General features: G+C 70.4%; 12 protein-coding genes. 9 read left to right on the top strand and 3 right to left on the bottom strand.

Annotated features, from left to right (window positions below; translation table 11 throughout):
* Positions 1-37: 37 nt before the first annotated feature.
* Both HYG95_RS02420 and HYG95_RS02415 read right to left on the bottom strand, forming a co-directional pair.
* Complete coding sequence (locus tag HYG95_RS02420; RefSeq protein ID WP_181696489.1) at positions 38-1417, bottom strand: TldD/PmbA family protein; 1380 nt, start codon at positions 1415-1417, stop codon at positions 38-40.
* Between the two features lie 8 nt (positions 1418-1425).
* The gene (locus HYG95_RS02415) at positions 1426-2955 is read right to left on the bottom strand and encodes a TldD/PmbA family protein (protein WP_181696342.1); all 1530 of its coding nucleotides are present in this window, start codon (positions 2953-2955) and stop codon (positions 1426-1428) included.
* 133 nt (positions 2956-3088) lie between these two features.
* Between HYG95_RS02415 and HYG95_RS02410 the strand changes: the two genes are divergently transcribed.
* A complete protein-coding gene (locus tag HYG95_RS02410) occupies positions 3089-3733 on the top strand; it encodes a TetR family transcriptional regulator (RefSeq protein ID WP_303745828.1) in 645 nt (214 codons plus the stop codon).
* Here HYG95_RS02410 and HYG95_RS02405 read toward each other — a convergent pair.
* Entirely contained in the window at positions 3730-4497 is a 768-nt protein-coding gene (locus HYG95_RS02405; protein WP_067635509.1) for a TSUP family transporter, read from the bottom strand. The genes HYG95_RS02410 and HYG95_RS02405 overlap by 4 nt on opposite strands.
* A 56-nt stretch (positions 4498-4553) precedes the next feature.
* Here HYG95_RS02405 and HYG95_RS02400 point away from each other — a divergent pair, with 56 nt between their 5' ends.
* From HYG95_RS02400 to HYG95_RS02365, 8 genes are all read left to right on the top strand, one after another.
* Entirely contained in the window at positions 4554-5720 is a 1167-nt protein-coding gene (locus tag HYG95_RS02400; protein ID WP_225280297.1) for a sensor histidine kinase, read from the top strand.
* Positions 5721-5741: 21 nt separating this feature from the next.
* Positions 5742-6401: a response regulator transcription factor gene (locus tag HYG95_RS02395; protein WP_181696341.1), complete on the top strand. Its 660-nt coding sequence runs from the start codon at positions 5742-5744 to the stop codon at positions 6399-6401.
* Positions 6402-6474: 73 nt separating this feature from the next.
* Complete coding sequence (locus HYG95_RS02390) at positions 6475-6966, top strand: FxsA family protein (RefSeq protein ID WP_181696340.1); 492 nt, start codon at positions 6475-6477, stop codon at positions 6964-6966.
* A gap of 32 nt (positions 6967-6998) precedes the next feature.
* Positions 6999-7202: a hypothetical protein gene (locus HYG95_RS02385; RefSeq protein ID WP_067492208.1), complete on the top strand. Its 204-nt coding sequence runs from the start codon at positions 6999-7001 to the stop codon at positions 7200-7202.
* 30 nt (positions 7203-7232) lie between these two features.
* Positions 7233-8816: an amidohydrolase gene (locus HYG95_RS02380; RefSeq protein WP_181696339.1), complete on the top strand. Its 1584-nt coding sequence runs from the start codon at positions 7233-7235 to the stop codon at positions 8814-8816.
* Positions 8817-9107: 291 nt separating this feature from the next.
* Complete coding sequence (gene lnt, locus HYG95_RS02375) at positions 9108-10673, top strand: apolipoprotein N-acyltransferase (protein ID WP_370465649.1); 1566 nt, start codon at positions 9108-9110, stop codon at positions 10671-10673.
* Between the two features lie 199 nt (positions 10674-10872).
* The gene (locus tag HYG95_RS02370; RefSeq protein WP_181696338.1) at positions 10873-24516 is read left to right on the top strand and encodes an amino acid adenylation domain-containing protein; all 13644 of its coding nucleotides are present in this window, start codon (positions 10873-10875) and stop codon (positions 24514-24516) included.
* A complete protein-coding gene (locus tag HYG95_RS02365; protein ID WP_181696337.1) occupies positions 24513-25502 on the top strand; it encodes an ATP-binding cassette domain-containing protein in 990 nt (329 codons plus the stop codon). The genes HYG95_RS02370 and HYG95_RS02365 overlap by 4 nt, the downstream gene beginning before the upstream one ends.
* Positions 25503-25516: the final 14 nt, after the last annotated feature.

Raw genomic sequence — 25516 nt, 5'->3', positions numbered from 1 at the left:
GCCGGCGGTGCGGGCATGCACCGCCGGCCCCTTCGGCTCAGGTCGCCTGGCTCACCGACGACATGTGGAAGTCCGGAATCCGCAACGGGGGCATAGCCGTTCGACTGAACCAGTCCTTCCATTCGCGAGGAAGAGTGATCTCGGTCGCGCCTGCTTCCGAGACCCGCCGCAACAGGTCGAGGGGGCTCTCGTTGAAGCGGAAGTTGTTCACCGCGCCGGTGACTTTTCCGTCTTCGACGAGGTACACACCGTCGCGGGTGAGGCCGGTGAGCAGCAGGGTTGCCGGATCGACCTCGCGGATGTACCACAGGCAGGTGAGCAGCAAGCCGCGTTCGGTTCGGGCGATCATGTCGTCCAGGGTGGCGTCGCCGCCGCCGGTGAGCAGCAGGTTCTCACCGGGAACCGTTGCGGTGGTGCCGAATTCGGCGGCGGTGGCGCGCGGGTAGATCAGCGATTCGATGGCGCCGCCGGAGATCCAGTCGACACGCCGCGCGGACAGACCGTTGTCGAACACCGACAGCGACTCCGACGAGGAGGGTGTCGCCACGAACGGCCGGTACTCCAGGCCGCTCGCCTTCGGGTCGGAATACAGGGTGAGCGAGAGGTCGGTGAGTCGCTCACCGACACGCGTGCCGCCCGCACGGGCGAACGCGTTGTGCCCTTCCTGGGCGCCGCGTCCCTCCATGCTCCACGCCATGTAGATCATCAGATCCGCGACCGCCGAGGGCGGCAACAAGGTTTCGTAGCGGCCCGCGGGCAGGTCGACCCGGCGGGCGGCCCAGTCGAGGCGCCGCGAGAGCTCCGACAGCAGCCCGGGTGTGTCCACATCGACGAAATCGGGTGTCCCGACGCCGACCCAGGCGCTGGCGAGATCGCTGCCCTTCCCGCGCTTTCCATTGATCTCGACCGACCCCGTGGGCTGGGTGAACCGGCGGCGGATGCCCGTGGAGGTGCCGAGCCAGGTGGTGTGCACCTGGTGGTGGGCGAAACCGTAGAGCCGGTCGGTGCCGTCGAACCCGGCCGACAGATCGCGCGCCAGCCCGGCGAACACCTCGATCCCGGTGCTGCCCGGCGCCTGCTCCCAGGTGGCCGAGTCGTCCTCGGTCGGCTCGAGCAGCGGCATGGCGTCCTGGGCCGGTTCGGCCGTGCGCGCGGCCTCCTCACCGGCCCGCACGACGGCCGCGATGTCGGCCGGATCGACACTGGTCGACGAGATCGAGCCCACCCGAGCCGAGTTCGGTCCGTCGCGGAAGATCGAGATCACCGCCCACGATCGCGACACCGACGAACCGTTGGTGGTCATCGAATTACCGGCCCACCGCAGGGACGCCTCGTGCGCGTCGGTGACGAGCACGATCGCCTCGTCGGCCGTCGACGCGGCAAGTGCTTGCTCGACCACAGCCCCCGCCGGGAACACACTCGCGCTCACTGGCCGCCCTCCGTCCGGGTGTTGAGAATATTGACCCCGCGCACCAGCACCGACGGGCAACCGTGGCTCACCGCCGCTACCTGACCCGGTTGAGCCTTACCGCAATTGAACGCCCCACCCAGCTGCCACGTGCTCGGCCCGCCGACCGCCTCCATCGACCCCCAGAAATCGGTTGTCGTGGCCTGGTAGGCGACATCACGCACCTGACCGGTCAGCTCCCCGTTGCGGATCCGGAAGAACCGCTGTCCGGTGAACTGGAAGTTGTAGCGCTGCATATCGATCGACCAGGATTTGTCGCCTACGACGTAGAGACCGTCCTCGACCCGCGAGATCAGCTCGGCAGTGCTCGTGTCGCTGTCGGGATCCGGTTGCAGCGACACATTGGCCATCCGCTGGATCGGTACATGGTGCGGCGAATCGGCGTAGGAGCAGCCGTTGGAACGGTCCAGGCCGAGGCGCGGGGCGAAGACACGGTCGAGCTGGTAGCCGACGAGGACACCGTCGCGCACCAGATCCCACCGCTGGCCCGCCACACCCTCGTCGTCGTAACCGACGGTGGCCAGCCCGTTCACCTGCGTGCGGTCACCGGTGACATGCATGATCGGTGTGCCGTACCGCAAGGTGCCGAGCTTGTCGGGAGTGGCGAACGACGTACCCGCATAGGCGGATTCGTAGCCGATCGCCCGGTCGTACTCGGTGGCGTGCCCGATGGATTCGTGGATGGTGAGCCACAGGTTGGTCGGGTCGATCACAAGATCGGTCGGACCGGGCACGACCGACGGCGCCTTCACCTTCTCGGCCAGCCAGCCCGGGATTCGCGCGAGTTCGTCTGCCCAGTCCCAGGTTCCGTCGGCGCCGGTGACGTACTCCCACCCGCGACCCGCCGGCGCGGCGAGGGTACGCATGGTCTCGAACACCCCGGCCGCGGCGTCGACGGTCACCGCTTCCAGTTCCGGATGCAACCGCACCCGCTGCTGGGTGATCGACGATCCCGCGGTGTCGGCATAGAACGTCTGTTCCTTGACCTGCAACACCGAGGCGGTGACATGGTCGACGCCGTCGGCCGAGGACAACCGCCCCGAATAGTCCTGCAGCAGCGCCACTTTGTCGGCCGTCGGCACCGCGAACGGATCGAGATCATAGGCCGACACCCAGGACACGTTGTCGTAGACCGGTTCGTCGGCCAGCTCCACCCGCTCCCGGTTCAGCGAACGCAGAGCTCGCGCGACGGTCACCGCGCGACGCGCCACCTCGGTGGCGGTCTCGGGGGTGAGGGCGGCGTGGGACGCGAAACCCCAGGTGCCATCGACGATCACACGCACCGCCAACCCGAGTTCGGTGGCATCGGTGACCGCCTCGACCCGGCCGTCGCGCAACCGGATCGACTGGGTCACCAACCGCTGCACCCGTAGATCGGCATATTCGGCTCCCGCCGCGCGGGCCGCCGACAACGCGGCCTCGGCCAGCGCGGCGAGCCCGAGCGCGCGGAACTCTTCGTCCACCTCGTGTGAAGTCGTGGTACTCACCGCGACTACGCTAGCGGCTCCCACCGACACGTGCCCAGGCCTGCGTGAAAACCGGGCCGGGGCAGCGACAACCGTGACGCGCGGGCCCCGATCCTCCCGCCGGAGAACCCGCGGATGCCGTAGGGTGCCCGCCGTGCCGCCATCTGCCCTCCGCGATCGAAAAAGGGAACGAACCCGTCGTGCGATTCTGCTGGCCGCCGTCGAATTGTTCGAGGCAGCAGGCTATGAGGAGACCACTGTCGCCGAAATCGCGGCCGCGGCCGAGGTCGGCACCCGGACCTTCTTCAACTACTTCGCCAGCAAGGAAGAACTGCTCTTCCCCGAACCCGACGACCGCGTGCGCGCGGCGGTCGCGGCCATCGCCACCCGCAGGCCGGGGGAGCGACCCGTCGAGGTGTTGCTGCGTGCCCTGCGCGCCGCGGGCGACAACCCCGGCGAACACCTCGTCGACGACCTGGGCGCCCGCATCGCCGCCCTGCGCGCCCGCGTCTCGCGCACCGTTCCGTCGGTGAGCGGTCGCGCCGCGCATGCCCAGCTCGTCGCCCAGCGCGAGATCGCCAGGCAACTGCACCTGGCGTTTCCCCACGAACTCGACGAGGTCGGCGCCGCCGCCCTGGTCGGCGCCGTGGTCGGCGCGGTCTCGGGCGCGTTGACGGTGCTGTTCCAGCAACCGCAGCACAGCATCGACGACGGTGAACGCCTGCACCGCAAGATCCACGAAACCACTTCGCGGGTCCTACAACCGTGGCTGGCCGCCCAACCCGACGCGGTGCGCTAGGCGAACTGCTGCCAGCCCAGCCGCACCACCATCACCACGACGACAACCAGCAGCACCACCCGGACGAAGCCCGCGCCCTTGGCCAGCGCCATCCGCGAACCCACAACGGCACCGGCGATATTCGCCACCGCCATGCCCGCGCCGAGCCCCCACAGCACGTGCCCGGTGGCGCCGAGATACAGCAGCGCGCCCACGTTCGACCCACAATTGATGACCTTCGCCATCGCCGCGGCGCGCACGAACTCGGTGCCGAGCAGGGTGGCGAAGGTGATGATGAGGAAGGTTCCGGTGCCGGGGCCGAGCAAACCGTCGTAGAGGCCGATGAGGCCCGAGGCGAGCGCGACGACCAGGATCACCTTGCGTCGCGTCGGCGGGTGCGTCGCCATCGTCAACCCGACCTTCGGGCGCAATGTCACGAAGATCGCCACGCCGACGAGCACGACCATCACCATCGGGATGAACAGTTCGCGGTCGATGAGCGACACGGCCGCCGCACCGCACGCGGCGGTGATCGCGGCGATCACCCCACCGGGCACCAGCACCTTCCACTGCATCGGCACCTTGCGCGCGAAGGTCAGTACCGCCGTGGCTGTTCCCGCCAGCGCGGCCATCTTGTTCGTGCCGAGCGCCGTCTGCGGTGCGATGCCGGGGGCGACCAGCAACAGGGTGGGCAGGATGATCAGCCCGCCGCCGCCGACCACCGCGTCGACCCAGCCCGCCGCCGCCGCGGCCACCAGTAGCACCGTCCAGTCTCCGAGTTGCACGCGTCAAGGCAATCAAGATCACGGCCGGAAAGCCAGCGGGCGCCTAGGCTTGGCCGGTGCGCCGGTTCAGTCTGTGGCTTCGCGGCCGACCCATCGTCGCCGACTCCCTCCTCGCGGCGATGCTGCTGTGCTTCGACGTCCTCGGCGTGGGCGAGGCCAGGAACAAGGTCGTCTACCTCGCGCTGTCGGTGCTGTTGCCGTTGCCGGTGGTGCTGCGCCGTCTGTACCCGCGAGCGATGGCCGCGGTGTTGCTCGTGCTGTCGCTGCTGTGCACGTTCACCGCCTACCTGCTGAACGAGAGCACCGCACCGCATGTGGCGCTGATCGGGCTCGGGGTGATGCTCTACACGCTGGTGGCCTACGTCGGACGCCGTGACGGGCTGATCTATGTGGGCTTCCTCGCCCTCGATCTGGGTCTGTCGGTGCTGCTGGTGCGGGAGCCCAAGGGCGGCGACCTGATCCTGGTCGGCGCCATCTACGCGCTGTGCTGGACGCTGGCGGAGTTCAACGGCGCCCGGCACGCCTACGACGCCGAGGTCGCCGCGCGGCTCGCCGTCGCCGACTACGACAAGGAACGCCGCGCCCACGAGGCCGTCGCCGCCGAACGCACCCGCATCGCCCGCGAACTCCACGACGTGGTCGCGCACGCGGTGAGCGTCATCATCGTGCAGGCCGACGGCGCGAAATACGCCCTGCGCACCGACCCGGACGCCGCCGAACGCGCGCTGTCGACGATCGCGGGCACCGGCCGCGACGCCCTGCGCGAACTGCGCCGCACCGTCGCACTGTTACGCACCGAGCACGCACCCGAACTGCTGCCCCAGCACGGCAGCGCGGGCATCGCGCAACTGGCGCAGATGATGCGTGAGGCCGGCCTGGCCGTCGACCTCGAGCTCACCGGCGAACTCGACGACATCGCTCCCGAGGTGAGCCTCGGCGTGCACCGCATCGTGCAGGAGTCGCTCACCAACACCCTCCGGCACGCCGGTGCGAGCGCCAAGGCCGTGGTGCGGGTGCAGCGCGGCGCCGAGGAGATCCTGGTCGAGATCACCGACAGCGGCGGAGTTCCCGTGCAGGAGAGCTCGATTCACGGTGGCGGTATGGGCCTGGTCGGCATGCGCGAACGCGTCGCGGTGCTCGGCGGCACCCTGCACGCGGGCAAGCTGCCCGACGGGCGCTGGCAGGTGAGCGCCCGCCTCCCGCTACGCGCCGAAACCGATTGAACGGGCCGTTAGGGTGAGGGAATGCCGATCAGTGTGCTCGTGGTGGACGATCAGGAACTCATGCGGATGGGCCTGAAAATGGTCCTCGGCGCCCACCCCGACATCGAGGTCGTCGGCGAAGCGGCCAACGGCGAGGAAGCCGTGCGCCGTGCGGGGGAACTACGTCCCGACGTCGTGCTGATGGATGTGCGCATGCCGGTGGTCGACGGCGTCACCGCCACCGGCCGCATCGTCGCCGCCGGTGACGGCGTGCGCGTGCTCGTGATGACCACCTTCGACCTCGACGAACACGCCCTCGGCGCGCTGCGCGCGGGGGCGAGCGGCTTCCTGCTCAAAGACACCCCGCCGGAAGACCTCGTCTCGGCGATCCGCAGTGTCGCCGCCGGTGACGCCGTGGTGTCACCCAAAGTGACCAAACGCCTGCTCGACCGCCTCGTCGCCGACGACCCGGCCGGGCTGCGCGACCCGGCGGTGCTCGACGTGCTCACCGTCCGCGAACGCGAGGTGCTCGAGCAGATCGCCGCCGGGCAGAGCAACGCCGAGATCGCCGCCGCACTGTTCCTGTCCGAAGCCACCGTGAAGACACACGTGGGCCGGGTGCTCACCAAACTCGGGCTGCGCGACCGGGTGCAGGCGGTGGTGCTGGCGTACGAGACCGGGCTGGTGCGGCCCGGAGGGTGAGTGATCCGCCTCGGGCCGGGAGAAAAAACGCGTGCTCGTGCGTTGAACGGGTAGATCGTCCGAAAGGATCACCATGACCGCCCTGCTGTTCGTGCTCTACCTCGTCGTCGAGATCGCCGCTCTCGTCGGCCTCGCCCAGGTGATCGGGGTCGGGTGGGCACTGCTGGTGCTCGTCGCGGTCTCCGGTGTGGGACTGGCCCTGCTCGCCAAGCAGGGGCGGCGGGTGTTCGACCGGTTCCGCCGGGCCTCGCGCGGTGAGGTGAGCGCGGAGAGCGCGGTCGCCGACGGGCTGCTCGTCGCGACCGGATCGGTCCTGCTGTTCGTGCCGGGGCTGGTCACCGGGGTGCTCGGGCTGCTCGCCCTGTTCCCGCCCACCCGCGCGCTGCTGCGCCCGGTCCTCGAGAAGCTCGGCACCCGGCGCTTCGGCCCGCTGCCCTCGTTCGCGCCTTCGCCCTACCGTGGCGTGGTCGTCGACGCCGGGGGTGACGTGGTCGACGGCGACGTCGTCGGCCAGTGGTACGACGACGGTCACACCCGCGGCCCCCGCGCGCTGGGTTCCGCCTGACCGACCCGCGCCGACGGTCTACAGTGACCCGCATGGCCACCGAGCAGATCACCGTCACGGTGAGCGAGGAACTGGCCGACGCGGTACGCCGAGCGAGTACCGCTGCCGGACAGTCGATGTCGGACTTCACCACCGCCGCGTGGCGGTTGGAACTGATCGCCGCCCGAGCGGGCGGACACACACCGGCGGGACTCGGCGACGCCGACGTGTGCGCCGTGCTGTCCCTGCCGACCTGACGATCCGCCGATACGGCAGACTGGGGCACCGTGAGTACCCAGTTGCTGATCGGCGGTCGTTTCTACAGTTCCAGTTCCCCGGACGCGACCGCGATGGCGGTCACCGACGGCACCGTGGTGTGGCTCGGCGCCGAGGCGCCCGGGCGAGCCATGCACCCGGACGCGGAGATCATCGACCTCGACGGCGCGTTCGTCGCGCCCGCGTTCGTCGACCCGCACGTCCACGTCACCGCCCTCGGACTGCGGCTCACCGGGCTGGATCTGCGCGGCGCGCGCTCGCTGGCCGACCTCCTGGACGCGGTGCGCGCCCACGCCGCGCGGCAGCCCGGCGGGGTGATCATCGGAGACGGCTGGGACGACACCACCTGGCCCGAGCAGCGGCCGCCGACGGTCGCCGAACTCGACGAGGCCGCGGGGCCGGGCAGGCTTGTCTACCTCGCGCGCATCGACGCGCACTCGGCGGTCGCGTCGTCGGCTCTGCTCGATGCCGCCGGTGAGTCCGGCGACCGTGGCGAACCGCTGCGCGCCGACGCCCACCACCGGGTACGTGCCGTCGCCCTGGCCGGACTGTCTCGCGCCCAACGGGATTCGGCCCGCACCGCCGCCCTCGACAGCGCCGCCGTGCACGGCATCGTGGCCGTGCACGAATGCGCCGGACCCGACATCTCGAGCCGCGACGACGTGCGTGAACTGCTCGCCTTCGACCACGGCGTGCAGGTGCGCGCCTACTGGGGCCAGGCCGTGCGCGGCGCGGACGAGGCGCGCGCGCTGCTCGGCGAACTCGGCGTGCACGGACTCGGCGGCGACCTGTTCGTCGACGGGTCGCTCGGCTCGCATACCGCGCTGCTGCGCGAACCGTACGCCGACGCCGCCGGCTGCGGGAAGAACTTCCTCGACGCCGATGCCGTCACCGACCACCTGCGCGCCTGCACCGAAGCCGGGATCCAGGCCGGGTTCCACGCCATCGGCGACGCGGCCATGGACCTGGTGGTCGACGGATTCGCCCGGGTCTCGAGCGAACTCGGCGGCCCCGCCGTCGCCGCGCGCGGGCACCGGGTCGAGCACGCCGAGATGACCGATGCCGCCGCGATCGAACAGCTGGCCCGGCTCGGGGTGATCCTGTCGGTGCAACCGGGCTTCGACGCCGCCTGGGGTGGAACCGACGGCATGTACGCCACCCGCCTCGGCGCCGAGCGGGCCGCCGGGCTCAATCCGTTCGCCGCGATGGCGGCCGCCGGGATCTCCCTCGCGATCGGCTCCGACGCCCCCGTGACGACCCTGAATCCCTGGGAGCAGATCCGTGCCGCGGTGCACCACCGCACCTCCGGCCACGGACTGTCACCGCGCGCCGCCTTCGCCGCCGCCACCCGTGGCGCCTGGCGCGCGGGCGGTGTCCGCGACGGGATGGCGGGCACCCTCGTTCCCGGCGCACCGGCCTCCTACGCGGTCTGGGAGGCGGGCGACCTCGTCGTCGCCGCGGCCGCCGACACCGTCCAGCGCTGGTCGACCGATCCGCGCTCGCGCGTCCCCGGCCTGCCGGCCCTCGACCCGGACGCGCCCCTCCCGACCTGTCTGCGCACCGTGCACAACGGCACGACCATCTACGCGGCCTGAGCCGACCCGCCACGAATCACGGAGCGCGACAGCATGATCGACCCCGCCACCGGCGACCGGCCCCTACCCACCGAGCCATCGGGACCGGCCGAGGGACCTGCGTATCCCGGCGACAAGGAGCACGAAAGTCCTTCCGTGCCGGAAGCGGGCACTGTCGACGTCCGCTCCACTGAGTCGGGAAGGTCGACGCACCGGCCCGCCTCCGAAACGAGCGATACTCACGGACCCGACGGCACGTCGCCGTCGGAGCGGGGCGCGGGGCGGGAAGGCGATGCCGGTTCCGATCGAGCGGTGGGGACGGCGACGGCTGGGGCCGTGTTCGGGCGGATGGCCCTGGCGGTGCTCGGTGGGGTGCTGCTGTTCGCCAGTTTTCCGCCGCGGCCGCTGTGGTTTCTCGCGCCCTTCGCTGTCGCGCTGCTGACGCTCGCCGTCCACGGGACGAGCAGGGTGCGGGCCGCGTTCGGGTACGGGATGCTCGGCGGGTTGGCGTTCTTCCTGCCGTTGCTGCCGTGGACCGGGATCTACGTGGGCCCCGTGCCGTGGCTGGCGTTGTCGACGGCGTGCGCGGTGTTCTTCGGGCTCTGGGGCATGCTCGCGCGGTGGCTCGGCGGACTCCGCGGATGGCCCGTGTGGCTGGCGCTGGCGTGGACGGCGACCGAATGGGCGCGCTCGAATGTTCCCTTCGGTGGATTCCCTTGGGGGAGAATTGCTTTCGGGCAGGCCGACGGGTGGTACCTGCCCCTGGCGGCCTACGGTGGCGCCCCGCTGATCGGCTTCGCGGTGGCCCTCACCGGCACCGCGCTCGCCGCCCTCGTGCTGCGGGTGCGCGCCGGACAGCGCACTGTCGACAAGGGCATCGCGCTGACCGGTCTCGCCGTGATCGTCGCGCCGCTGGCCGGGCTCGCGCTGCGCCCCTCCCTGCCCGCCCCCGACGACGGTCTGCGCACGATCACGGTCGCCGCCATCCAGGGCAGCGTGCCCCGGCTCGGACTCGACTTCAACGCTCAGCGCCGCGCCGTCCTCGACAACCACGTCCGGCGCACCGAGCAACTGGCCGACAGCGTCGCACGCGGTCAGGAGCGCAAACCCGACATCGTGATCTGGCCCGAGAACTCCTCCGATATCGACCCGCTGCGCAATGCCGACGCCGCCGCCGTCATCACCCGCGCCTCCGAGCGCATCGGTGCCCCGATCCTCGTCGGCGCGGTCCTGGTGAACGGCGACCGGACCACCACCAACTCGGTGATCGTCTGGAACGGTGCCGCCGGACCGGGGGAGCGCCACGACAAGAAAATCATCCAACCCTTCGGCGAATACCTGCCGATGCGAAGTTTCTTCCGTTTGTTCTCTTCCTATGCCGATCGCGCGGGCTATTTCGTACCCGGCCACGGCGACGGCACCGTCACTGCCGCGAATGTCCGAATCGGCGTCGCCACCTGTTATGAGGTCGCCTTCGACCGGGCATTCCGGGAATCCCTTGCCGCGGGCGCGCAATTGCTGACTGTCCCGACCAACAACGCCACCTTCGGCGAGAGTGAAATGACGTATCAGCAATTGGCGATGTCGCGGGTGCGCGCGGTCGAACACGGGCGGGCGCTCGTGGTCGCGGCAACCACCGGGGTCAGTGGAATCATCACCGCCGACGGCACTCTCACGCAGCACTCCGACCAAGTCGTCCCCGCGGCGCTGGTCGCCCAGCTACCATTGCGCGACACGGCGACGATCGCGACCAGGACCGGTGCGGCGCCCGAACTGGCGTCCGTTATCCTGACCGCGATCGGCGCGGGACTGCTCTTGGCCCGCCGCCGCCGAGCTAACCAGACGCAGGTTATGCGCGGCTCAGGAAATTCTGAATAAGCGGTTTGTTTTAACCCGGGGGAAGCGGCATCGAGTTGCTGCTACAGGGGTGTAATTCGTTGAGCGCGAAATAAGTCCAGATCGGTAGCCATCCGGCCGCCGGAGTACTCCGAATCATGGGCGTGGATAGCCACGCCCTGGGCCGTCGTGTGCCCGGGCGCTGCTCGGGGAGTCGTGACACACCAGAACGGAGTGCTTGATGAGTTCATTGGCCACCGACCGCGTCAGCTCATGCGTCACCGACGAGGACTCGAGCCAGCCGTTCGCTTTGTCGCCCGGTCAGACGGCGCTGTGGTACGCGCAACGGATCAGGCCCGACATTCCGCTCACGATCGCGCACTACGTGGAACTGCACGGCGATCTCGACCCGGGCAGGCTGCTCTACGCCATCGAGCGATTCGGCGCCGAATCCCAGGTGGGACACGTGCGCCTACTCGAGATCGACGGCGTACCCCATCAGCGCGTCGATCCGAGTTGGCGGCCCGGCTGGGCCCGTATCGATCTGCGCGGCGAGCCCGATCCGCGCGCGGCCGCACTACGGTGGATGAACGAGCACGCCAGCACGCCCATCGACATGGAGAACGAGCCGCTCACCATCAATGTGGTGCTGCGCATCGGGGAGCGCGACTGGTTCTGGTACGAGCGCGGTCACCACATCGTGATCGACGGATACGGGGCGATGAACGCGCTCGCGCGCACCGCCGAGATCTACACCGCGGTCGGCGAGCAGCGCGAGCCCTCCGTGTCGCGCGCCGCCGCACTGGTCGACCTCTACGCCGACGAGTCGCGCTACCGCGAGTCCAGCCGTTTCCACGCCGACCGCGAGTACTGGATGCAACAACTCGCCGGTGTCGGCGAGCCGATGACGCTGTCGTCGGTGACGGCGACCGGCGACACCCACGACCCCGGCCGTCACCGAGCGACCGCCGTGCTCGACACCGACCTCGACACCCTGCTCACGCAGGCGATCACCGCGCACAACTCGGCCAATTCCGCGCTCATCGTCGCCGCCCTCGCCGCCTACGTCCGCTCGGTCACCGGCAATCCCGACGTGGTGCTGAGCCTGCCCGTCTCGGCGCGCACCACCGTGGCGTTGCGCCGCTCGGCGGGTGTGGTGTCCAACGTCGTTCCGCTGCGCGTGCGTTTCGACGAGAACACCACCGTCGCCGATGTGGTGCGCCAGACCGAACTGCAGATCACCGGCGCCCTGCGGCACCAGCGCTACCGCTCCGACGACATCCGCCGCGACTGCGGCTACTCGCGCGACGCACGTGGGTTCTTCGGGCCGATGGTCAACATCATGCTGTTCCACGACGAGCTGAAATTCGGTGATATCACCGGTCAGCTGCACGTGCTGGCGACCGGCCCCGTCGAAGACCTCTCCATCAATATCTACAACGGCGACGGCGGCCGCATCCAGCTCGACTTCGAGGCCAACCCCCGCCTCTACGGCGAGACAGAGAATTCGGCGCATCACGCCCGCTACCTGGACTTCCTCGCCCGGTTCCTGGCCGCCGCCCCCGACAGCCCGGCCCACGCGCTCAACGCCATCACCGCGACCGAACGCGAACGCGTGCTGCGGGAATGGAATGCCACCGAGATCCCGGTGCCCACCGGCACGCTCGTCTCGCTGTTCACCGACCAGGTGCGACGCAGCCCGCACGCCGTCGCGCTCGAGTACGGTGACCGCGCCATCGGCTACACCGAACTGTCCGAACGGGTGAACCAGCTGGCCCGCGAACTCATCGCGCGCGGTGCGGGCCCGGAGACCACCGTCGGCTTGTGCCTGCACCGCAGCATCGAGATGGTGATCGGTATGTACGCCGTGCTCGCCACCGGCGCCGCCTACCTGCCGATCGATCCGGAGCATCCGGTCGATCGCATCGATGCCGTTGTGGCACAGGCGAAACCGGTGTGTGTGCTGACCGCCGCTCGCGACGGTGTGCGGCTGCCCGCAGGTGCTCTGCGCGTCGACCTGGACACCCTCGACGTCACCGGGCACGACATCGCCCCCATCACCGACGCCGACCGCCGTGCGCCGCTGCGGCCCGAACACCCCGCCTACGTCATCTTCACCTCGGGATCCACCGGCAAGCCGAAGGGTGTGGCGGTCACGCACGCCGCCATCGTCAACCGGCTGCGGTGGATGCAGGCCGAATACCCGCTCGACCACAGCGACGCCGTGCTGCAGAAGACCCCGGCCACCTTCGACGTGTCGGTCTGGGAGTTCTTCTGGCCGTTGCAGGTCGGGGCTCGGCTGGTCGTGGCCGCACCCGGCGGGCACCGCGATCCGGCGTACCTGGCGCGAATCATCACCGAGAAGTCGGTCACCACAGCGCATTTCGTGCCGTCGATGTTGTCGTTGTTCGTCACCGATCCGCGCGTGCGCGGCGGGGCGAACCTGCGGCGGGTGTTCTGCAGCGGTGAGGCGCTGCCCGGCGCCACCGTCGCCGACTTCCATGCCGCGCTGCGCGGGCCGGAGCTGCACAACCTGTACGGGCCGACCGAGGCCGCTGTCGACGTCACCTACTGGCCGTGCCCGGTCGGGGCGACCACCGTGCCGATCGGCTCGCCGGTGTGGAACACCAAGACCTATGTGCTCGATCCGCAGCTGCGCCCGGTCCCGCCCGGCGTGGTCGGCGAGCTGTACCTCGCGGGCACCCAGCTGGCGCGCGGCTACCTCGGCAGGCCCGATCTGACGGCCGATCGGTTCGTCGCCAACCCGTTCACCCCCGGGCAACGGATGTACCGCACGGGCGACCTGGCCCGCTGGCAGCTCGACGGCGGCGTCCTGGAATACCTGGGGCGCACCGACTTCCAGGTCAAGATCCGTGGCCTGCGCATCGAGCTCGGCGAGGTCGAGTCCGCGTTGCTCGCCCAGCACGGTGTCGCCCGTGCTGTCTGCGTGGCGCGGACCAGCCGCACCGGCGACGACGAACTCGTCGCCTATGTGGTCGCCGCACCGGGCGCCGCCGCACCGGAGGTGGCGGCCTTGATGGCGGCGCTGCGCCGGGCGCTGCCCTCCTACATGGTGCCCTCGGCGCTGGTCGTGCTCGACGAACTGCCGCTGAGCGCCAACGGCAAGGTGGATCGCAAGGCACTGCCCGCCCCCGAGGTAGGTGTGCGGGTGACCACCGGGGCGGACGCACCGCAGACCGAGCTGGAATGCGCGCTCGCCGAGATCTTCACCGAGGTGCTCGCCCTCGACGGCACCGGAATCGGCGTGCAGGACAGCTTCTTCGACCTCGGCGGCAACTCGCTCGTCGCCGCGCGCGCCGTCGCCAGGATCAACACCACCCTCGACGCGAGCATCAGCATCCGGCATCTGTTCGAGGCCTCGACCATCGCTTCGCTGGCCGAGTACATCAGCACCCACCGGCCCGAGACCTCCACGCCCGAGCTGGTTCCGGCGACCCGGCCGGAACGGGTGCCGCTGTCGCTGGCCCAGCAGCGGCTCTGGATCCTCAACCGGTTCGCCGAACACGCCGCCGCCTACAACATGCCGCTGGCGCTGCGGCTGACCGGTCGGCTCGACCTCGCCGCCCTGCGGGCCGGCCTCAGAGACGTGCTCGACCGCCACGAAAGCCTGCGCACCAGCTTCCCCGACGGCCCGGAGGGGCCGTACCAGCTGATCCATCCCGCCGCCGCCGTGGCACCCGATCTCGTCGCGCACGACGGGGACGGCCGCATCGACGACCTCGTCGCCGAGGTCGCCGGGCGCGGCTTCGACCTGCGCGGCGAGACTCCGCTGCGGGTGGTGCTGTACCGCCTGGCCCCGGACGAGCATCTGCTGGTCGTGGTGCTGCACCACATCTGCGGTGACGGCTGGTCGGTAGCTCCGCTGGCCAGGGATCTGATGACCGCCGTCGCCGCCCGCGCCGAGGGCAACGCGCCGCGGTGGACGCCGCTGCCCGTGCAGTACGCCGATTTCGCACTGTGGCAACGGGAACTGCTCGGTGACGAGACCGACCCGGAGGCACCGCTGGGGCGTCAGCTCGGGCACTGGCGCCGGGCCCTTGCAGGGCTGCCCGATCAGCTCGACCTGCCGCTCGACCGCCCGCGCCCGCTGCGACGGACCACCGGCGGCGACACGGTCGCCTTCACCATCGATGCCGAAACGCGCCGCGCGGCAAGCCAACTCGCCAGCGGCCGCGGGGTGAGCATGTTCATGGTGCTGCACGCCGCGCTGGCCACCGTGCTCGCGCGCGTGTGCGGCAGCACCGACATCACCATCGGCACCCCGATCGCGGGACGCTCCGATCCGGCGCTCGACGAACTCGTCGGCATGTTCGTCAACACCCTCGTGCTGCGCACCGATGTCGACCTCGGCGCCGGTTTCGACCGGGTGCTCGACCAGGTCCGCGAAACCGACCTCGACGCCTTCGCCAACCCCGATGTGCCCTTCGAACGGCTCGTCGAACTGGTGAACCCGGACCGGTCGACCAACCGGCATCCGCTGTTCCAGGTGATGCTGTCCTACGACCGCACCCCCGAGCTGCGCGTCGAACTGCCCGGTGTGGCCGCCGAACTCGTGCCGGTGCAGACCGGTGTCGCCAAGTTCGATCTGCAGCTCGAGGTACGCGACAACCATGGTGACGGGCCGCTGCACGCCGAATTCGGGTATGCCACCGATGTTTTCGATCGCTCGACCGTCGAGGCCATCGCCCGCCGGTTCACCACCATGCTGCGGTCCGCGCTGGCTGCGCCGCAGGAACCGATCGGTGATCTGCCGCTGCTCGACCGTCGCGAGATCGCGCGGCTCGTGCCCGTGGCGGGCGCACCGGCCGAACCGGCCGACACCCTCGCCCGCCTGCTCGCCGATACCGCCCAGCGCCTGCCCGATTCGGTCGCGGTGCGCTATCTCGGGCTCGACACGACCTACCGGGAGCTCGACGAGCGCTCGAACAGGTTGGCGCGCAGTCTGATCGCGCACGGTGCGGGCCCCGAGACGGTGGTGGCGGTGGCGTTGCCGCGTGGGCTGGAATCGATCATCGCCATCTGGGCGGTCGCCAAGACCGGTGCCGCGTACGTGCCGGTCGACCCGGCGTACCCCGCCGAGCGCATCGCGCACATGATCGGCGACTCCGGTGCGGTGCTGGGGCTGACCCTGCCCGAACACCTCGCCGCGCTGCCGACCACCGTCGGCAAGCACCGCCGGGCGCCGGAATGGCTGGTGTTCGGGACCGCAGCCTTCGAAGCCGACTGTGCACACCGCTCGGCCGCGCCTGTGCGCGACATCGAGCGCACGCACCCGATGCGGCCGACCCAGCCCGCGTACCTGATCTACACCTCGGGCTCCACCGGCCTGCCCAAGGCGGTTGTCGTCACCCATACGGGCATCTCGTCGCTGGCCAGTGAGCAGACCCAGCTGTTCCGGGTGACCGATGCCGCCCGTACCCTGCATTTCTCCTCACCGAGTTTCGACGCGTCGGTGCTGGAGTTGCTGCTCGGTTTCGCCGCGGGCGCGACCGTCGTCGTCGCCCCCGCCGACCTGTACGGCGGCGCCGAACTGGCGGGATTCCTCCGCTCGGAACGGATCACGCACGCGTTCATCACCCCGGCCGCCCTGGCGACCGTGCCCGCCGGTGAGTTCTCCGAACTCAACACCGTCATCGTCGGCGGCGAGGCCTGCTCCGACGAACTGGTCGACACCTGGGCCGGTCGATACCGGATGCACAACATGTACGGCCCGTCGGAGGCGACCGTCGCGGTCACCGCGAGCGCCGCCATGGTGCCCGGCGAGCCGGTGCCGCTCGGTGCGCCCGTGCGCGGGATGCGCTTGTTCGTCCTCGATTCCCGGCTGCACCCGGTGCCGCCGGGGACTCCGGGCGAACTGTATGTGTCCGGTCCCGGTGTGGCGCGTGGGTACCTGGGCAAACTCGGCCTCACCGCGCAGCGCTTCGTCGCGAATCCGCACGGCCGTGTGGGCGAAAGGATGTACCGGACCGGCGATCTCGTGGTCGCCGACGCCACCGGTCGCCTGCGTTTCCTCGGGCGCGCCGACGACCAGATCAAGATCCGTGGCTTCCGTATCGAGCTGCGCGAGATCGACCATGTGCTGCGCGAACACCCGGGAGTGCGCTCGGCAACGACCGTGGTGCACGTCGACGAACACGGTCAGCAGCGGCTCGCGTCCTACGTCACCGCCGACGGGCCGATCGAACCGGCGGCCGTGCTCGACACCGCGCGCGGCAGACTGCCCGGTTACATGGTGCCCGCCGCGCTCGCGGTGCTCGACCGGATGCCGGTGACACCGGCGGGCAAATTGGACCGAAAGGCCCTGCCCGCACCGGAATTCGCGGCAGCAGGCGGATCGCGCGCTCCGCGGACCCACCTCGAGATGCGGGTGGCCGCGGTGTTCACCGAGATCCTCGGCAGGCCGGTGCCCGGCGCGGAGGACAGCTTCTTCGACATCGGCGGCAATTCGCTGCTCGCCACCCGGCTGGCCGCGGCGCTGCACGCAGACTTCGAGGTCGATTTGCCGGTGCGCCAGATCTTCGAGGCGCCGACGGTGGCGGGCATCGCCGGTTTGATCGCGGAAGCGCCCCGGACGCAGCGGGTGGCGCTGGCGGTACACACCCCGCGCCCGGGACGCATACCACTGTCGCTGCCGCAGCAACGACTGTGGTTCCTCAACCGATTGTCGCCCGAATCCAGCGCCTACAACATCGCTTTCGTCTTGCGAATCGGCGGCGATCTGGATATCGACGCATTGCGCGGCGCGGTCACCGACCTGGTGCAGCGGCACGAGGTGCTGCGCACGGTCTTCCCCGAGGACCTCTCCGGCGCCCAGCAGGTGGTCTTGCCGACGGCCGGGTCGGTGCCGGCGATCGAGCCCGTCGACACCGAACCCGCACGGGCCGAGGAGATGCTCGCCGAGTTCGCCAGGCAGGGCTTCGACCTGACCCACGAGACGCCGTTGCGAGTCTCGTTGCTGCGCACCGGGACTCAGGAATACCTGCTCGGCGTGGTCGTGCACCACATCGCCGCGGACGGGTGGTCGCTCGGCCCGTTGACCAAGGATCTCGCGGTGTCGTACGTGGCGCGTGCCGGTGGCAGCGTTCCGGTGCGGGAACCGCTGCCGGTGCAGTACGCCGACTTCAGCCTGTGGCAGCGGGCCGTGCTCGGTGCCGAGGACGACCCGGACAGCATCGCCGCCACCCAGCTCGCGTTCTGGCGCGAGGCACTGGCCGAACTGCCCGACGAACTGCCGTTGCCGTTCGACCGACCGCGTCCGGCCGAACCGGTCGGCACGGCGGCCACCGTGGTGTGCCCGGTGTCGGCGCCGTTGCGTGAGGCGATGGAGGAGCTGGCGGCCGAGACCGGTGTCAGCCTGTTCATGGTCGTCCGTTCGGCGCTCGCGGTGCTGCTGCGCGGGGTCACCGGCGGTCGCGACATCCCGATCGGCACCCCGGTCGCCGGACGCACCGACATCCAGCTCGACGAGCTGGTCGGCATGTTCGTCAACACCCTCGTGTTGCGCTCCGACGTCGATCCCGGCGCCAGCTTCACCGAACTGCTGCACGCCGACCGCGATTCGGAGCTGGCCGCGCTCGCGCACGCCGACCTGCCGTTCGAACGGGTCGTCGACGCGCTCGGCCGCGACAGCCGGGCCAACAACCGGCACCCGCTGTTCCAGGTGGCGCTGAGCATGCAGGACGACAGCGCACCGGAACTGGAGCTGCCGGGCCTGCGATTGCGCGCCGAGGAACTCGACATCGCCCGCGCCAAGTTCGACCTGGAACTGCGGGTGGCCCCCGACGGCGACGGGCAGCGCTTCGAATTCGTCTACTCCACCGAGCTTTTCGACCAGGAGACGATCGAGACGCTGGCCACCCGGTTCGCGGCGATCCTCACCCAGGTGACCGCCGATCCGCGCAGGCTGGTGTCCGATATCGACCAGCTCACCGTCGCCGAACATCGCGCGCTCGTCCCGGCGCAGGGTCCGGCGCTGGTCACCCCGGTGGTGCTGTCCGACATCATCGACCGGGCCGCCGACTGGTACCCGCACAGGCCCGCGCTGCGATGGTTCGCCGGCGGCAGCGTGGCGGGCGAGGTCGGTGAACTCGACTACGACGAGGTGGCCCGACGTGCCCACCGGCTCGGTCGCGCCCTCATCGCACGGGGCATCGGCACCGGCGATCGGGTCGCCGTCGGCCTCACCCGGTCACTGGACTGCGCGCTCGCCATCTTCGGTGTCGCCGCGAGCGGTGCCGCGTTCGTGCCTGTCGACCCGCGCTACCCGGCCGACCGGGTGCGGCACATGCTCACCGACTCCGGTGCGCGCGCCGTGCTCACCACGAGCGCCGATGCCCCCGCCCTGCGCGAGGCCGCCGGACCGCTCGACACCCGGTGGCTGCTGGTCGACGATCCCGACCTGCACACCGAGCTGGCCGGATACGACGACGCCGCGATCCGTGATGCCGAACGCATCCGTCCCATCCACACCGCCGACCTGGCGTACCAGATCTACACCTCCGGTTCCACCGGTCTGCCCAAGGGCGTCACCGTCACCCACGGTGGTCTGGTCAGCCTCGCGCTCGATCTGCGCGAGCGGATGGGCCTCGACCGGTTCGCCAGGACGTTCTTCTTCTCCACCCCGAGCTTCGACGTCTCCGTGCTCGACATGCTGCTCGCGGTGTACTCCGGCGCGGAGATGGTGATCGGCCCGATCGACGTCTACGGCGGTGACGAACTCGGCGCCCTGCTGGAGCGTGAGGAGATCACCCACACCTTCCTCACCCCGGCCGTACTCGCCTCGATCGATGCGAGCCGCTGGCCGCTGCCGCGACTGCGCGGGCTGATGGCCGGTGGCGAGGCCGTGCCGCCGGATCTGGTGGAGAACTGGGCGCCCGGGCGCCGATTCGTCAACGCCTACGGGCCGACGGAGTTCACCGTCATCGCGGCCATGTCGGAGCTGCGGGTGGGTGTGCCGGTGACCATCGGTACACCGGTGCGCGGATCGCGGGCCCTGGTGCTCGACGAGCGGTTGAAACCGGTCGTCGTCGGGGTTCCCGGCGAGCTCTACATCGGTGGCGCGGGTATCGCCCAGGGCTACCACCAGCGGTTCGGGCTCACCGCGTCGCGCTTCGTCGCCGACCCGTGCGGGCCCGCGGGCAGCCGGATGTACCGCACCGGCGACGTGGTGCGCTGGACCGCCACCGGCGAACTGGACTACCTGGGCCGCAGCGACCACCAGGTGAAGGTGCGTGGTTTCCGCATCGAGCTCGGTGAGATCAGTGCCGTGCTCGGCAGCCATCCCGATGTCCGTTTCGCCCACACCGAGGTGCGCACCATCGCGGGTGACGACCGGATCGTCGCCTGGGTGCAGCTGGGTGAAGACGCGGTCCCGGCCGATCTGGCCGACGTGCGCAATCACGCCGTCAAACACCTGGCCGGGCATATGGTTCCGGCCTCGCTGAACCTGATCGACGCCGTGCCGCTCACACCCGTCGGCAAGCTCGACCGGACGGCACTGCCCGAACCGGAGTTCACCGTCGCGGCGGGCCGTGCCCCGCGCACCGAGTCCGAACGCCTGGTGGCCAGGGTGTTCGCCGATCTGCTCGGCGTCGAGGACGTGTCGGCTACCGACAGCTTCTTCGACATCGGCGGCAACTCGCTGCTGGCCACCCAGCTGGTCGCCCGGCTGGCGGCCGCGAGCAATGTGCGCCTCGAGGTGCGTACCGTGTTCGCCGCACCGACCGTCGCCGAGCTCGCGGCGCTGGTGGAGACCGGGCCGTCCGGTGACGAAGGCCGCCCGGACCTGGTGAAACAGGATCGCCCGGAACGGATCCCGCTCTCGGCGGCCCAGCGCAGGCTGTGGTTCCTCAACCGGTTCAACGCCGGTGCGCAGGACCAGTCCGCCGGTGCGTACAACATCCCGGTGGTGCTGCGGTTGCACGGTCCGATCGACCTCGACGCACTCATCGCCGCCCTGCACACGGTGCAACGCAGGCACGAGACGTTGCGCACGGTGTTCCCGGAAACGGCGGGCGAGCCGCAGCAGCTGGTGCTCGACCCGCAGATCGCGGCGGTCACTCTCTTCCATGCGAGTGCGACACCGCACGAGGTCGACGCCGCCGTCGCCCGTTTCGCCGCACCTGGCTTCGACCTGTCGGTCTCGGTGCCGTTGCGGGCCGCGCTCATCACCGTCGACCGCACCGGGCTGCCGGTGCCCGCCCAGGCCAAACTGGCCGTCGCCGGGTCTCAGGAGCACGTGCTCGTGCTGGTGGTGCACCACATCGCCATGGACGGGTGGTCGCTGGAACCGCTCGCCGCCGAGGTGGCCGCCGCGTACCGTGGCATCCGCACCGGTGAACCGTTCGGCGAACAGATCCCCGAGATCCAGTACGCCGACTACACGCTGTGGCAGCAGCAGCTGCTCGGCACCGAGGACGACGAGAACTCGCTGATCCGCAAGCAGCTCGACCACTGGCGCGACACCCTCGACGGGCTGCCCGAACTGCTCACCGTGCCCGCCGATCGGTCGCGCCCGCCGGTGCCCTCCTACCGGGGCGGCACCGTCGACTGCACGGTCGACGCCGCCACTCACCGGGCGCTGCGCGGGATCGCCGCCGCCAACAACGTCAGCATGTTCATGGTGCTGCACGCCGCGCTCGCGGTGCTGCTGCACCGGGTGACGGGCACCGACGACATCGTCGTCGGCACCGCCAGCGCGGGACGTGGTCATCCGGCGCTCGACGCGCTGATCGGCATGTTCGTCAACACCCTGGTGCTGCGCACCGAGGTGTCCGACGACCGCGCCTTCGTCGACCTGCTGCGCACCGTGCGCGACCGCGACCTCGACGCCTTCGCCCATGCCGACCTGCCGTTCGAGCGACTGGTCGAGGTGCTCAATCCCGCACGCTCGCAGGCGCATCACCCGCTGTTCCAGGTGATGCTCTCGGTGCGCAACAACCCGGTGCGGATGCTGGAACTGCCCGGCCTGCGGATCGAGGCGGTCGACGCCGACGCCGGCATCGCCAAGTTCGATCTGCAGTTCACCTTCACCGAGACCCAGACCGGTGATCGCGTCGGTGACGGCATCACCCTGTCGGTGAACTACGCCGCCGACCTGTTCGAGGAGGTCACCGCGCGCCGCCTCGGCGACCGCCTGGTGCGGCTGCTCACCGCTGTCGCCGCCGACCCGAACACCGCCGTCGGCGACCTGGCCCTGCTCGACGCGGTCGAGTGGACCGCGCTGGCACCCGTCCACGGTGCCCGGCCCGACACCCCGGTCACCCTGGCCGAGGTGTTCGACGCCGCGACGGCGCGGGCACGCGACGGTGTGGCGCTCAGCGCGGGCGACACCGTGGTCACCTACGACGCCCTCGACCGCTGGACAAACCGGCTCGCCCGGCTGCTCATCGGACAGGGTATCGGCCCGGAAAGCCTTGTCGCACTCGGTATTCCGCGCTCGGTAGAGTCGGTGGCGACCATGCTGGCCGTCGCCAAGGCCGGGGCCGCGTTCGTACCGGTCGACCCCAACTACCCGGCGCAGCGGATCAGCCACATGCTCACCGACTCCGGCGCCGCGATCGGGCTGACCCTGCTCGCGCACCGCGACCAGCTGCCCGGTGACTGCCGGTGGCTGGTGCTCGACGACCCACACACCCGCGCCACCGTGCTCGGCACCGACGACGCGCCGATCACCGACGCGGACCGGGTCCGGCCGCTGCGCCTGGCCAACCCGGCCTACGTGGTGTACACCTCCGGGTCGACCGGCACCCCGAAGGGTGTGGTGGTCACCCACGGCGGCATCTCGAACTTCGCCGCCGAATGCGCCGACCGCTACGACGTGCGACCGGGCAGCCGGGTGCTGCACTTCGCCACCCCGAGCTTCGACGGGTCGATGCTCGACATCCTGTTCGCGCTCGGTGGGGCGGGCACCCTCGTCATCACGCCCGCGGGCATCGTCGGTGGCGAAGAACTGCGTCAGCTGTTCATCCGGGAGCGGATCACGCACGCCTTCATCACCACCGCGGCGCTCGGCACCGTCGATCCGACGGGTGTGCATTCGCTCGCGCACATCCTGACCGGTGGTGAGGCGCTGCCGCCAGACCTGCTCGCCCGCTGGGCGCCGGGGCGCAACTTCTACAACGTCTACGGGCCGACCGAGACGACCATCGTCACCCTGATGCCGCAACCGATGAGCCCGCAGGGTCCGATCACCATCGGCGGTCCCATCCGCGGTGTCTCGGCCACGGTGCTCGACCGGCGGTTGCACCCCACCCCGATCGGCGTCACGGGCGAACTGCAGCTGGCCGGTGCGGCGCTGGCCCGCGGCTACCACAATCGGCCGGGGCTCACCGCGCAGCGTTTCGTCGCCAATCCCTACGGTGCGCCCGGTGAACGCATGTACCGCACCGGTGACCTGGTGCGCTGGCGTGACGGCAGGAAGTCGGCGCTCGACGTGGAATACGTCGGCCGCACCGACCACCAGGTGAAGGTGCGCGGGTTCCGGATCGAACTCGGCGAGATCGACGTGGCCTTCGCCCGGCACCCCGACGTGGAGCTGGCGCTCACCGTCGGGCACACCACTCAGGCCGGGGTCACCGCGCTGGTGTCGTACGTGAAGGCCCGCGCCGGCGCGTCGCCGACGGTGCCCGAACTGCTCGAGCACATCGGTGCGCACGTGCCCAATTACATGGTCCCGCAGGCGATCATGCTGCTCGACGAGGTGCCGCTCAGCCCGGTCGGCAAGCTCGACCGTGCCCGGCTGCCCGAACCGGTGTTCACCGCCTCGGGCGGGTACCGCGCGCCGGTGACGCCTGCCGAGGTGGCGCTGTGTGCCGCCTTCGCCGAGGTGCTCGGTGTCGAGCGGGTCGGCGCCGACGACGGGTTCTTCGAACTGGGTGGCAACTCGCTGCTTGCCACCAAAGTCGTCGCGGCACTGCGGGAGCAGGGCTACGAGATGCCGGTGCAGATGATGTTCGGCGATGCCACACCGGCCGCCATCGCCGCCCGGCTCGACGGCGCGGACCCGGCGGACGTGATGGCCGCCGCCCTGGAACCGGTGCTGCCGATCCGCCCGTCGACCGGGCCGCACGACACCCCGCTGTTCTGTGTGCACCCGGCCATCGGCCTGGCCTGGTGCTACTCGGGGCTGCTCGCACACCTGGCTCCCGATCGTCCTGTGTACGGCCTGCAGGCCCCGCACGTGTCCGGTCAGGACAGCTTCACCTCCATCCCGGAGGCCGCGGGTCACTACGTGGCCAATATCCGGGCGATCCAGCCGCACGGGCCGTATCACCTGCTCGGCTGGTCGCTCGGCGGGCTCATCGCCCAGGAGATCGCGGTGCAGCTGCAGGAACTGGGCGAGGACGTGGCGCTGCTGGCGATGATGGACAGCTACCAGCTCGGCGACCGCTGGCTCGACACCGCGATGCCGAGCGTCGCCGACATCCTCGGCGAGTTCGGTGCCGACCTCGTCGACGGCGCACCACTGCCCGCCGACCTCGACCTGCACGAAGCAGCCGATCTGCTGCGGGCACAGCCGGGGCCGTTCGCGGCACTGTCGGTGGACAATCTGCAACGCCTCTACACCGGGTACGCCGACGGGACGGTGATGGCCAACGCGTTCCGGCCGCGTACCTTCGACGGCGATCTGCTGTTCTTCACCGCGGCGGCGGACGAGATCAACGCCGCCGATCCCGCCAGGCGGGCCGGTTCCTGGCAACAGTTCGTCACCGGCACCATCCACAACCACGACCTGCCCTGCAGGCACGCGGCGATGACCACACCGGAGGCGCTGGCGGCGATCGGCCCCGTGCTGCACCGCCACCTCGACGGGGTGCCCGGGATCACCGTGTGCGGCGGCGCCGAGAAGGAGATGCGTCCGTGAGTCTGGCGGTAGAAGTGCGCGGCCTCGCCAAGAGTTTCGGCAAGGTGCGCGTACTGAAGGAGATCGACCTCGAGATACCGGCGGGCACGGTGCTCGGCCTGCTCGGGCCCAACGGCGCGGGCAAGACGACCACCGTGCGGATCGTCACCACCCTGCTTCGCCCCGACGCGGGCACGGTGCGCGTGGCGGGGGTCGATGTGCTGGCCGATCCGGCCGCGGCCCGCACCCGCCTCGGGTTGTCCGGCCAGTACGCGGCGGTCGACGCGAACCTGACCGGATACGAGAACCTGCGCATGGTGGCGCGCCTCTACGGCATGTCGAAGAAGCAGGCCACCGAACGTGCCGAGGAATTGCTCACCGCGCTCGGTCTCGACCACGCGGCGAGCCGACGCGCGGGCACCTACTCGGGCGGTATGGCCCGGCGCCTCGACCTGGCCGGTTCTCTCGTCGCACGACCGCCGGTGGTCGTGCTCGACGAACCGACCACCGGCCTCGATCCCCGTGGGCGCCTCGACATGTGGAAGGTGATCGGCGACCTCGTCGACGACGGCACCACGGTGCTGCTCACCACCCAGTACCTGGAGGAAGCCGACCTGCTCGCCGACCGGATCACCGTGATCGACAAGGGCACCGTCATCGCCCGTGGGTCCGCCGACGAACTCAAGACCTCCATCGGCGGCGACCGGCTCACGGTCACCCTGGCCGCCGGGCAGAGTCCCGATCTCGCGGTCTCGGTCCTCGATCAGGTGGGTGTCGGCACGCCGATCCACGAGCCGGGCAGCGACGAAGTATCGGTGGTGGTCGGTAACGGCTCCCGCACGATGGTCGAGGCCCTGCGCCGGCTCGACGACGCGGGGGTGTGCGTGCTCGACGCCGTCGTGGTCCGCCCGACCCTCGACGACGTGTTCCTCTCGCTCACCGGAACCCCGGCCGAACCGGCCACCGAACCCGAAACCGACGACGTGCCAGAGGAGATCCTGTCGTGAGCGTGGCCCCCGAC

The sequence above is a fragment of the Nocardia sp. GTS18 genome (assembly GCF_013839555.1).
Classification (GTDB): Bacteria; Actinomycetota; Actinomycetes; order Mycobacteriales; family Mycobacteriaceae; genus Nocardia; species Nocardia rosealba.
This window is presented reverse-complemented; position numbering and strand designations above follow the sequence as displayed.

Coding starts and splice junctions, on each gene's coding strand:
- HYG95_RS02395 (WP_181696341.1), top strand. CDS start 5,742: ATGCCGATCAGTGTGCTCGTGGTGGACGATCAGGAACTCATGCGGATG.
- HYG95_RS02390 (WP_181696340.1), top strand. CDS start 6,475: ATGACCGCCCTGCTGTTCGTGCTCTACCTCGTCGTCGAGATCGCCGCT.
- HYG95_RS02385 (WP_067492208.1), top strand. CDS start 6,999: ATGGCCACCGAGCAGATCACCGTCACGGTGAGCGAGGAACTGGCCGAC.
- HYG95_RS02370 (WP_181696338.1), top strand. CDS start 10,873: ATGAGTTCATTGGCCACCGACCGCGTCAGCTCATGCGTCACCGACGAG.